The organism is Moellerella wisconsensis (assembly GCF_022592395.1).
GTDB classification, from domain to species: domain Bacteria; phylum Pseudomonadota; class Gammaproteobacteria; order Enterobacterales; family Enterobacteriaceae; genus Moellerella; species Moellerella wisconsensis.
This window is the reverse complement of sequence record NZ_CP093242.1, coordinates 3,183,389-3,195,565: the sequence shown is the minus strand read 5'-3', so window position 1 is coordinate 3,195,565 and position 12,177 is coordinate 3,183,389. Positions and strand designations below refer to the sequence as shown.

The 12,177-nt window shown below is 39.8% G+C and carries 8 protein-coding genes; 7 read left to right on the top strand and 1 reads right to left on the bottom strand.

Annotation, left to right across the window (positions count from 1 at the left end):
* Positions 1 to 153 precede the first annotated feature (153 nt).
* The gene (locus tag MNY66_RS13920) at positions 154 to 351 is read right to left on the bottom strand and encodes a DNA polymerase III subunit theta (RefSeq protein WP_241501100.1); all 198 of its coding nucleotides are present in this window, start codon (positions 349 to 351) and stop codon (positions 154 to 156) included.
* A 159-nt stretch (positions 352 to 510) separates the two neighbouring features.
* On the opposite strand from MNY66_RS13920, the gene MNY66_RS13915 reads away from it, so the two are divergent.
* The 7 genes from MNY66_RS13915 (at position 511) to MNY66_RS13885 (ending at position 12,062) form a co-directional block, all read left to right on the top strand.
* Positions 511 to 981 carry a regulatory protein RecX gene (locus tag MNY66_RS13915; RefSeq protein WP_047256550.1) on the top strand — a complete coding sequence of 157 codons (471 nt, stop codon included), beginning with the start codon at positions 511 to 513 and terminating at the stop codon, positions 979 to 981.
* 492 nt (positions 982 to 1,473) lie between these two features.
* Positions 1,474 to 2,892 carry a carbohydrate porin gene (locus MNY66_RS13910; RefSeq protein WP_241501099.1) on the top strand — a complete coding sequence of 473 codons (1,419 nt, stop codon included), beginning with the start codon at positions 1,474 to 1,476 and terminating at the stop codon, positions 2,890 to 2,892.
* Between the two features lie 534 nt (positions 2,893 to 3,426).
* Complete coding sequence (dcuC, locus tag MNY66_RS13905) at positions 3,427 to 4,785, top strand: anaerobic C4-dicarboxylate transporter DcuC (protein ID WP_047256548.1); 1,359 nt, start codon at positions 3,427 to 3,429, stop codon at positions 4,783 to 4,785.
* Positions 4,786 to 5,344: 559 nt separating this feature from the next.
* A complete protein-coding gene (locus tag MNY66_RS13900; protein ID WP_241501098.1) occupies positions 5,345 to 6,619 on the top strand; it encodes a bifunctional O-acetylhomoserine aminocarboxypropyltransferase/cysteine synthase in 1,275 nt (424 codons plus the stop codon).
* Between the two features lie 374 nt (positions 6,620 to 6,993).
* Positions 6,994 to 8,628 carry a lipid IV(A) 4-amino-4-deoxy-L-arabinosyltransferase gene (gene arnT, locus MNY66_RS13895; RefSeq protein WP_047256546.1) on the top strand — a complete coding sequence of 545 codons (1,635 nt, stop codon included), beginning with the start codon at positions 6,994 to 6,996 and terminating at the stop codon, positions 8,626 to 8,628.
* A 442-nt stretch (positions 8,629 to 9,070) separates the two neighbouring features.
* On the top strand, positions 9,071 to 11,305 hold the full coding sequence (locus tag MNY66_RS13890; RefSeq protein ID WP_241501097.1) for a lipase family protein: 2,235 nt from the start codon (positions 9,071 to 9,073) through the stop codon (positions 11,303 to 11,305).
* A complete protein-coding gene (locus tag MNY66_RS13885; protein ID WP_241501096.1) occupies positions 11,286 to 12,062 on the top strand; it encodes a hypothetical protein in 777 nt (258 codons plus the stop codon). Before MNY66_RS13890 ends, MNY66_RS13885 begins: the two co-directional genes overlap by 20 nt.
* The last annotated feature ends 115 nt before the right edge of the window (positions 12,063 to 12,177 follow it).

Here is a 12,177-nt window from a genome sequence, read left to right as displayed (position 1 = left end):
TTGTGGTGGCTATTTTATTTAATTGATTTAGGGAATGGTTTTTATCGCGAAATAGTTGGGGGCGATTTTTGCCGTGTAAAAGGAATGTGATTAGGCTGAAATAATGGGGAGCGATTCCCCATTATTGAATAATCTCGGATTGATCGATGATTTTTATTTTGTCGATGGATTATTTTTATTTTGTCGATGAAAGTGCAGTCGCTGATGAAAATATTCTTTTACATGGGTTTCCATCTCATTGACTTTTTGTTCGACGGCATGAATAAAAACATCATCGTTATTCATGGAATTCACTTGCTGCATAGCCAAATCATCAACAAATTCTTTCTGTTTCTCAGTCAAGTCAGACATATCTATATTACCTCGAATTACGTTATTAATGTGATGTCATTTTAATTCTCGTAATATAACTTAGTTAACGGCATTATTGAATTGCTAAGACAGTCCCGGCTACTTTGATAGGGGGTTAGCTGTTATGGTGATCAACATGGATATCTACAGAGTATTATCATGAAAGAAAACGAGCTTTATCAATACGCGTTATTTTTACTTTCTCGGCGTGATTATGCGACCGGCGAATTACGAACCCGGATCAGACAACGTGTTTATGAAAAAAATGACGGTAAAGTTGATGATCTAATTATTGATAATGTGATTCAGCGCCTAATGGAATTAAATTATCTGGATGATCAGCGCGTTATCGAGGTGTATTTACGCAGTTATGCCCGCAAGCCTTATGGGCCGAACCGTATCAAACAAACTTTACGCCAAAAAGGGTTTGCGGCAGAGTTGATTGATCATGTTTTTCTGCATTGTGATATTGATTGGTTTGCGCTCGCAGAAGAAAGCCGTATCAAGAAATTTGGTACTGATATACCTAAAGATTTTAAAGAGAAAGCTAAACAGATCCGTTATTTGCAATATAAGGGATTTTCTGGCGATATGATTTTTGAACAATTTAATGCTAATTCAGCGGATTAACTCAGCGGATAAAACATCAATTTTGCCTGTATTCTTATTATCTAAAAATTGATGTTTTGCGTTCTCTATATTACCCATGCGAGTGGCTACTTTTTGCCAACCCATCGTTTTATATCTCACCCCCTAAAATAGTGATCGTCATTATTTTGTATAAATATCTTTATGTTATAACTCCCTCCAAGAATTATTAATCTGTATATCTATATTATTTCAATATTAATAATTAGTTATCTTAGCTAAGCAATAATGAATAAGTTTGTAAGCTTGGTCAAAAAACGTCATTTTTTATCTTGAAAAGCTTTAAAAATAGGCTAATCTGCCTTTGGCTTTTAGTGCTGTTATCGTTAACATCCTTTTATATGTACTGTTGGTGTTTCTATTGGAACAAATAAAAGCATGTATCCGACGAGTCTGAGTCAACTGGCCATAATAGCATGATGCTATGGCATCATAATAAATTGATATATATGTAATTAAACATAGGGATGTATCATGAAGGCGATTAGTTTAACTATGGTAGCCGGGAGTGTACTGGCTGCGTTATCTATGTCTGCAACTGCAGATACCGATTTAAGTCGTATTGAAGCTAGATTGCAAGTATTAGAGCAGCGTGCCGCTCAGGCCGAAGCTCGTGCAACGGCCGCAGAGCAGAAAGCCCAGCGATTAGAGCAGATGATGATGGCAGCCCCTGCCCCTGCGGCTCCTGCGACCGTCGCCGCTTCTGCCCCTGTATTGGCAAGTCACGATCAACAGCCCGCGCAAGGCATGGTGCTGCATGACGATAAACTTGGCGAACTAAAATTATACGGTGATGTTGAGTTTAATATGGACGGCGCCAGTAAACAGGGTCAAATTAGCTCGGTTAGAACCGCATTAGGTAAAAATTCTGACGCTGGAAAAAGTGATAATTGGGATATTAATGGGCGCATTTTGATTGGTTTAGATGGTGAGCGTGAATTACATAACGGTAATTATGCCGGCTTTACCGTTCAGCCATTAGCCGATTTATCCGGCTCAATGAATCTTGATGATGCCGCCTTTTATTTTGGTCAAAAAGATAACTGGGAAGTTAAATTAGGCCGCTATGAAGCCTATGACATGTTCCCATTAGGCCAAGATACGTTTGTTGAATATTCCGGGAATACCTCAAACGATTTGTATGAGGATGGCTTCGGTTATATTTATATGATGAAAGAAGGCCGCGGTCGTTCTGGTGACGGGGGCAGTGTTCAGATTAGCAAATCGCTTGATAATTGGTATTTTGAGTTAAATGCGTTAGTTGAAGAAGGGACGTCGCTATTTGGCGGTGAAGATCCAACTTATCACGGCTATGAATTGAAAAATAAGAAAAATGTTATTTATATGCGTCCAGTTATTGCATGGCAACAAGATAGCTTTAAAGTGGCGGCCGGTATGGAATCACAAGTCATCAATAATGCCTATGGCGCGTATGCAAATAATGTCGAAGGCAAATGGAAAGATATGTCCAAGCGTAATGGTTATGGTTTAACCTTGGCATGGGACACGTTAGAGAACGATCCTGACAACGGTATAGTTGCGACCTTGAGTACGGCATATATGGATGCCACCGGTGAAAAAGATTTCACTGCGGGAGGAAATATTTTATGGCGTAAAGCACAGTTAGGTTATATTTACGCGCATAATGATATCCGTACATTTAATACCGATGTACTTAATAGCGATAACTCGTCGCTGAATGCGGTTCCTGGCAAATATGATCTGCATACCGTGTTTGTTTCGTATGAAATTCCTAAAATCCTAGATTTGGATAACTATAAAATTTATCTGGGTGGATATTACTCGAAAATTGATGCCGATCAGAAAGATATGGTTTCTGGCCGAGATGATGACCGCTACGGAGTGCGTGCACGCTTTAAATACTTCTTTTAATTCGTCATTTATCTAATTATTGATAGATTACGTTTTCATATTAGCTCTCTTTAGTTAGCATTATGTGGCTGAAGAGAGTTTTTTTATAGGTTTAATCGCGTTATTCTTCAAGCCTTATTTCCCAATCCGTTATGTCTAACGGGTTATCTATTTATCATTATCTATTTTTTATTATTTATCAATAATTTACCCATAAAAACCCCTGTCTTTATATGCACATAATATGCACGTAACATGCACACAGCCTAACCTTAGCAAACGGACTAAAACTAAATTAAGTTAAATTAAATTAATTTATACGGTAATCGGATTGCATGAGCTATTTAGTGATTTACCGCCGGATTATGATGTGGTGTTTAGTAAAATCTCGCGTAGTAATATATTGTATTGCGGTATTTTTATAAAAAGAGACCCGAAAATATTCTGGTGAAAACACACCGCGGATATGATCAATATCATTAAGCGCAATTGATTTATTAGGCACATTAAGTACCAATTTATTTATTATAAAAAATTTATGGGCAGGAGACAGGAATGATCGATCTATTAATAGGCGTGATTGTCGCGATAGGGGTTGGGCGATACATCATTAAAGGCTATTCGGCTACCGGCGTATTGATGACCGGTGGGATTTTGTTATTAATTATCAGTGCGTTTCTTGGCAAAGATATTTTACCGGCCAAAGCCGCCGCGACAGGCTGGAAAGCGACTGATATTTTAGAATACATCAAGTTCTTATTGATGAGCCGAGGCGGCGATCTCGGAATGATGATCATGGTGCTATGTGGTTTTGCATCTTACATGACCCATATTGGCGCCAATGATGTAGTGGTTAAAATCGCTTCAAAACCGCTAAGAATGATCAACTCACCGTACATTTTGATGATTGCGGCCTATATTATCGCTTGTTTGATGTCATTAGCGGTTTCATCCGCGACAGGGTTAGGCGTGTTATTAATGGCCACCTTATTCCCAATTATGGTGAATGTAGGCATTAGTCGCGGCGCAGCGGCGGCAATATGTGCTTCACCGGCGGCGATCATTTTAGCTCCGACGTCGGGGGATGTTATCCTTGCGGCCGAAGCCTCTAAAATGCCACTGATTGATTTTGCCTTTAAGACCACGTTACCGATATCTATCGTAGCGATTATCGCAATGGCGATTGCCCATTTCTTTTGGCAGCGCTTTCTGGATAGACGCGAGCATATCGAAACAGAAATGCTGGATGTTAAAGATATAACAACTAATGCCCCTAAATTTTATGCCATTTTACCTTTTACCCCCATTATTGGTGTATTAGTTTTTGATGGTAAATGGGCGCCTGAACTGCATATTGTCACTATTATCGTTGGGTGCATTATTCTGACGGCATTAATAGAATTTGTGCGAAGTTTCAGTGCTAAGCACGTTTATGGCGGCTTAGATGTCTGTTACCGCGGCATGGCGGATGCATTTGCTACCGTGGTCATGTTATTGGTGGCTGCTGGAGTTTTTGCCCAAGGATTAAGTACCGTGGGCTTTATCAGCGGCCTGATTGATATGGCTCAGTCATTTGGCTCCGGCGCTATCGTAATGATGATTGCATTGGTTATTATTACTATGCTGGCCGCGATGACTACGGGCTCAGGCAATGCACCATTTTATGCTTTTGTCGAATTAATCCCGCGTTTAGCCACCCAAATGAATATTAATCCGGCTTATTTAGTCATCCCTATGCTACAAGCTTCCAATCTTGGACGTACTATGTCGCCGGTGTCTGGTGTGGTAGTTGCGGTATCTGGTATGGCTAAAATTTCCCCGTTTGAAGTGGTGAAAAGAACGTCGGTGCCTGTTTTAGTTGGGCTGGTGGTAGTGATTATCGCGACGGAAATATTAGTACCAATAGCGTTATAATCTACTGATATGTAGAAACAACAGTAGAAACGACAGTAAAAATAACAGTACAACAAAGAACAGTACAACAAAGAACAGTCTATTTATAGGCTGTTCTTTTTTTGCGCTAAATGTTATCCCCAGCGAGGATAAATATTGTTAATGGTTAATGGTTAATGGTTAATGGTTAATGGTTAATTTTTTAGTCAGGGGGAGGAAATAGCCTAGCGGGCTAAAAATAAGCGGCAACGTTGATATTATGAATATGACATCAATTTAAAGTGAAATAATTTCAACATGTTTTAGGATTGCGCCCCAGACAGTCTCCGGTAATATCAATTAACCGGCTTATCTTAGATTTTATTCGATTCGATTAGCTATCTGACTGATTGAAAAAATCATCTGGCTATTTATTTAGCTATTTATTTAGCTATTCATGTGGCTATTTATTAATGAAAAAATAATTATTTAAACTGCACTTTTCCGGTTTATTCGCTTATTTTCTTCAAGTTTAGTCTCTGAGATCAGCATAAATAGCATCAATAAAAATAACGAATATGGGTAATTAAAGGACATCGTAATGAAATTAGAAACACTCTCTATTCATGCAGGTTATTCGCCAGACCCGACCACTAAAGCTGTTGCCGTCCCGATTTATCAGACCACCTCGTATGCATTTGATGATACCCAGCACGGGGCTGATTTATTTGATTTAAAAGTAGCTGGCAATATTTATTCTCGTATTATGAATCCCACCAATGATGTACTGGAGAAACGCGTCGCTGCACTCGAAGGCGGAATTGCTGGATTAGCGGTAGCTTCGGGCATGGCAGCAATTACCTATGCTATTCAAACTGTTGCTCAAGCGGGGGATAATATGGTTTCTGTGGCTAAATTATACGGTGGAACCTACAACTTATTGGCGCATACCCTGCCACGTTTTGGCATTGAAACGCGCTTTGCTGAACATGATGATATCGCGGCGTTAGAAGCTTTAATCGATGATAAAACTAAAGCAGTTTTTTGTGAATCAATCACTAATCCAGCCGGTTTTATTGTGGATATTCAAGCCCTCGCCGAAGCTGCTCATCGCCATGGTGTTCCGTTGATTGTTGATAATACCGTGGCGACGCCATGCTTATGCCGTCCATTTGAATTTGGCGCAGATATCGTGGTGCATTCATTAACCAAATATATAGGCGGTCATGGAACCTCTATTGGTGGCATGGTCGTTGATTCGGGTAAATTCCCATGGGCGCAGCATAAACAGCGTTTTGCTATTTTGAACGAGCCTGATATTTCGTATCACGGTGTGAGTTATACCGAACATTTTGGCGCGGCGGCATTTATTGCTCGTTGCCGGGTAGCGCCCTTACGCGGAACAGGTGCGGCGTTATCGCCGTTTAATGCGTTTTTAATTCTCCAAGGATTAGAAACTTTAGCCTTGCGGATGGAACGTCATACTGAAAATGCGCGAAAAGTCGCTGAATTTTTGGGAACACATCCACAAGTTTCGTGGGTTAAATATGCGGGACTGCCAAACCATCCTGAGCATGCATTGGCGATGAAATACATGGGCGGCAAACCTGCATCAATCATGTCATTTGGGATTAAAGGTGGCGTAGCCGCGGGGAGTCGATTTATTGATGCGCTAAAATTAATCGTACGATTAGTTAATATCGGTGATGCTAAATCTTTAGCCTGTCATCCTGCTTCCACCACGCATCGTCAACTGAATGATCAAGAATTAGCTCAGGCTGGCGTTTCACGCGATATGATCCGTCTATCGATTGGTATCGAACATATCGATGATATTTTAGCAGATCTTAAGCAAGCCCTTGATGCAACAATCTAATATTTCTCTCGCCGCTTTTTATTCTGAAGGCGGCTAATCCTGTTTATTACTATTTTGGGGCTGGTTTAGGTGTACTCTATTTCTCAATATATCGTATTGTCATGCGATTAATACCCACAGATTAAGTTAATATTTGCTCAATATCTGCCGTTATTGGTTCTAATAAGCTAAGCCTAATTTAAAATTAATCATGGTTTAGCAAAAATGGTTTAGCAAAAATTTATTTCTATTATTTATAATCAGGTTATGCTTAGCAAAAAATGCCTTTATGTTTAATCGACGTTTCCTTTTGACGTCACTCATCGTCAAGTCGTATGCGGTATTTTATATTTTCATATTTTTATTCTTCAAAATAAGAAGGGTTTAGAGAGAGTATGCAACAAAGAACATCTGAATGGAGTAAATGGTTATTATTACTGATCTTTGTCATTTTAACTTATTTCTTACCGCTTAATGGGCGCTTACTTTGGCAACCCGATGAGCTTCGTTATGCTGAAATTAGCCGGGAATTAATTTTAAGCCATAATTGGGTTATTCCACAATTACTCGATATTCGTTATTTTGAGAAGCCAGTAATGGGCTACTGGATTAATGCTATTTTCCAAGTATTATTCGGTGAAAGTAATCTTTCTGTTCGCCTCGGGGTAGTATTTAGTACATTAATTAGTGGATTGTTTATTTATTTGTCGGCAATGTTGGCTTGGAATAATCGTCGATTAGCCTATAACGCCGTATTTATTTATTTATCCACCTTTATTGTATTTACGATTGGTACTTATAATGTACTGGATCCTATTCTTACCGCATTTGTCACCATGATGATGTTCTGCTTTCAATGGGGGCTTGCAGCCCGCAGTATTAAGCACAAGCTGGCTGCATATCTATTGTTAGGGGTCGCTTGTGGGGGCGGTTTCTTGACCAAAGGCTTTTTAGCCTTTTTACTTCCTGCTTTAATTATGGGGGTTGCGGCTATTTATTACCGGCAGTTTAAACAGGTAATTTTATTTTCTTTGGTCTCATTATTTTCGGCGTGTTTGGTCTGTTTACCCTGGGTTTGGTTAATAGCTAAGCAACAGCCTGATTACTGGAATTATTTTTTCTGGGTTGAGCATATTCAGCGTTTTATGTCGGATAATGCACAAAATAAATCTCCTTTTTGGTTTTATATTCCAATATTATTAGTGGGTTTATTGCCGTGGTTAGGGTATTTTTTCAATGCGTTATATAGAGCCTTTAAGAATAAAGGCATAAATTATTATTATCTTCTTTGGTTTATTTTACCCTTTATATTTTTTAGTATTACTAAAGGCAAACTATTAACTTATATTCTGCCGTGTATTGCGCCCGTTTCTATTTTAATTGCTTCATATTTAGAGAGCTATTTATCCCAACATAAAACCACGCTGATTAAATTAAATGGAATAATTAATTTACTGATTGGTTTAGCGGGAGCCACCGCGATTATCCTCTCTAATTACTTTACACAATGGCGAGTTTATGGTGCCGAAGAAAGTGATAAAATATTATTAGCCGTCGGTTCATTCTTATTCTGGGCGATTGTGGCGTTGTTTACATTCAAGAAACGTTTTTGGTATCTCGCGGGAGCGTGTACTTTAGTGCTAAGTTTAACCGTGGGCTATGCTATTCCTCAAAAAATTGCCAGTAATAATACGCCTCAGCAAGTCATTGAAAAATATCAGCATCAGTTAGCAGATAAACAGTATTTGATGACTAATAATGTAGGGTTAGGTACTAGCTTAGCGTGGGTATTAAAACGTTCAGATATTACTATGCTGCACCAAAAAGGCGAGTTAGCTTATGGATTAGCATATCCTGATGTCAATGATCGCTTTTATTCATTATCACAACTGAATGAATTATTAGCTAAAAATGATTATCGCCATGTTGCTATTGTGATTGATGCCAGTCAGAAGACGATATTAGCCGCATTACCTCATCAGCCACGAGTGATCCGCGAAGGGGATTTAATGCTGATATTTTATGATTAATAACGTGATAGTCAGTGACTGAGATGTATTACATAGCCTGCTTTTGCAGGCTATCCTTTTACTGGTTACTATGTGGCCATCTTTCACTAAAGTTCAGGTATCTAATGTCTGTTAAACTCGCGGGATATTACCTCGCTATTATATTCAAATACTAATATTTTCACGTTCTTCATACTCAAAATACATTCAAAATACACTCCAAAAAAGAAATATTAACAAGCCATCAAACGCCACAGAAACTGCTCTAAACTTTTAGGGGGGATTGAGTTTTATGGGGGGGATTTATGCGTAAAATCGTGCTGAGGTGCTCTGATGCGGATGAACGGGCGGTTTTGTCTATCTAACTCGCCCGTTTAACATAAAAGGGATATCCCGAACGAAAAAAGTTGCAAATATGAATAAAGACTCGGAGAATCACATTAAAATAACTTAAGGTAAATTTATGGCTATCGGATATTTTTTGCGAGTCGGGGATAAAACAACGTGCGGTGGTCAAATTCTAACGGGCGATCAGAGCATGCAATGGTATGGCGTTGCGGGCGCTCGAGAAGGGGATTTGGTCAGTTGCGGTAAACACTCAGGAATGTATCGTATTCTCGGTGGTATTAGCAGCATGTGGCTTGAAGATAGGAAACATGCGGGTTCATTAGAAAGCTTTAGCTCTTGTCCATGCAAATCTCGTTTTATCCCTTCAATCTCTGATAGTTATTCCCCGTTGTCTTCCAGTGAGTCTGTACCTTATTCCGAATACGAGAATTCCTCTTCAGACAAAGATAATGACAAACTAAGCCATTGGATTGAATGCGTACTCCTTGACGAATCCGGCATGCCTTTATCTGAAATTCCCTACACCTTAAAGGTGGGCGACCGCATCATAAAACACGGAGCAACAAGCACTACTGGATATTTTCGTGAAGAAAACCTCCCACGAACACAAGCAACATTAACGCTTTCAGCCCAAAAACTCACGGATGAAATGGAAAATAGACCCTTGCGAGTATTACGTGGTGAAGCGCATTCGTCCGTCAAACCGCAAGCAGAATCCAGCGGCTATCATTATCACTACGCCGTCATTGGCGAATTGTGTGACCGCGCTCCAGATATCGCCCAATGGGAACAATCAAAATTTGGGTTACCTTATTACCATTTCCCAAAAGACAATGACTTTAGCGGATTCGCCTTTAGTCATGACCATTTTAATCAGTGCAATGTCATTGAAGTTTGCCCCTTTAGAGCGTGGTCTTTAGTCCTTAATCATACCCCCGAGTACGATATGATTAATGCCTATAACTTAGGGTTAATGTCATTGCTCGTGTATAAAAATGAAGTCATGATTGACCCTGATGAAATCGAAGACATGCGTGAATTTATCCGCACACCGGATACCACGACGTCGTTTTTCTATCAGCAGTGTTTTGATTTATCCAAAGCCCCCGAAATTAACGACGCGTCCGTGTATCCGGCGATTGTCACTGATGTTCCATTTAGTGCACGCTATCAACCGGCTATTTACTTAGATATAGCTCAAGTCGACTCGCCCGAGAAATTCGAACATGACACGCAAATGTTTTTTGTGGAAAACGACACGCAAATTATTGCCGCATGGCGAGGAACTGCCAGTGCGAGAGATGCACTCACCGACGGAACTTATCGGCCGATCCCTTGCCCGAAAAATATTCTGTCCGCTGACAAAGCTAAAGTTCATAAAGGCTTCTTAGAAGCGTATCAGTGTATTGAAAAATATTTTCAAACTAAAATTACAGATGCTAAAAATAAATCAGCATATAAAAAATTATTTATCACTGGACACAGCTTAGGCGGCGCTCTTGCGTTATTGCACGCCACCGAATTAAGGAACAATAATCCACTCTTATACACCTATGGCAGCCCGCGCGTTTTCACAGGGAGCGGTGTCAAAGCCTTATTGTCACTCATCCACTTTCGGCACATCAACGATGCCGATACGGTCACCAGTGTTCCCTTTGATACCAACATGGATAACTGGTTATTTGAAGCCTATGGGTTACTGGGTACCATTTTTGGGTTTAGCTGGACATTAGCAACGCTACCGACCATGCCACTGCAAAAAGTCCTTCCCGATATCGGGGAAGTCTATTACCACCACGGCAAGACGGTCAGTTTCTTTGAAGCCCGGCAAATTGGTGAGGAAATACAATATACCCACACAGGGGCAACGGTGGGTAAAAAACGCTGGCGCATGAATGGGGCTTATAAGTTTTATTTAGTGCCGAGTCTCGCTAACGCATTAGAACGAGGACTGGAAAAAGAACAGCATGCCTATGTGCAATCCATCCGAGGGAACGCCACTATCCTCGATGAAATTTTCCCTCAAGGAAATAACCCGACATTAGATACCATCATGACGATGGCAACTGACCATTTCATGGGCAGTAAGTATCAAGCGATTATCAGTAACCAATTACTCAGTGTCTTAGCGCCGACAAAAACCCCACTACAAGTCACATCAAGACAACGATTTGATGGGTTAGTCCATCATGACGATGCCTATAAATTGAATGCGCAACGAAATATCACGTTCATGGCACTCGAAAGCAAGTTGCACGAAAATTTTGCGCAAAACGTCAATCAAAATGAATCATTAAAGCGCGCCCTTTTGCGCTATAGGGAGAGTGTCCGTGAAATTTCCGTGTCCTAAATCAGCGCTAACATCGCTATTCAGTCTGTTTTTTTTATCCGGATGCGCTCAAAGTGAGGTCTTTTCACCGCCAGTGAGTGGTGAAAATCTTCATTTCAGTGCCACTGTTCCAAGTGAACTGGAAGCGTTACCCATTTCTGCTATGTACCGTTCTGAAATTTGCCGAAAAGCCCGACGAACCGCCAATATGGAGTCGAATAGCGTCCCTGGTTTTCATCGAGCGACGTATACACTGTTAACGGGGCAGTTAAATCAAGTGAAAGCCAATATACCCAAATATGGGGGAGGTAAATGCGATTGGAAACTCAGTAATATAACGTTTGAAGTTAAACTCAAAGATCCGTCTAAGATAGATCCTTTAATTACTGAAAACTTTGGCGCGGAAGCCACCTTTGTGCTGGACAATAACGCTCCAGCGACTTTTGATGGAGGTTTCGAAAAAAAGACAGGGGATATCAATGAAACCTTAGTTTTATTTCCTTTAATCAGTGACTTCTTTTTAAATGGATACGTTAAACAATTCAGATTAATAGCAAAATATGAAACGATGACTTTTAAAGTAAAGAACGCTCAAAATATCAATATCAACATTGACTATAAATCTGACATGAAAAGTTACTTTATTGGTATAAAAAAGAAAGAAGATGGTGCTATGGCTACACTTATTTATCCTAATGGAAAGCAAGAAAAAACTAGAGATATTTTACCCGAATACAAAAAACTGATTGAGATATCAGAATCAAGCAATATTAAATAATATAGTATCCGAATGGTTTGTATCCCGCATTTTTGTGGGGCATGCCCATTAACTTAAAATATTCATTACATATAATTACGGCCTCACGATTTCGTGTGTGTTAAAAGAAATGGTA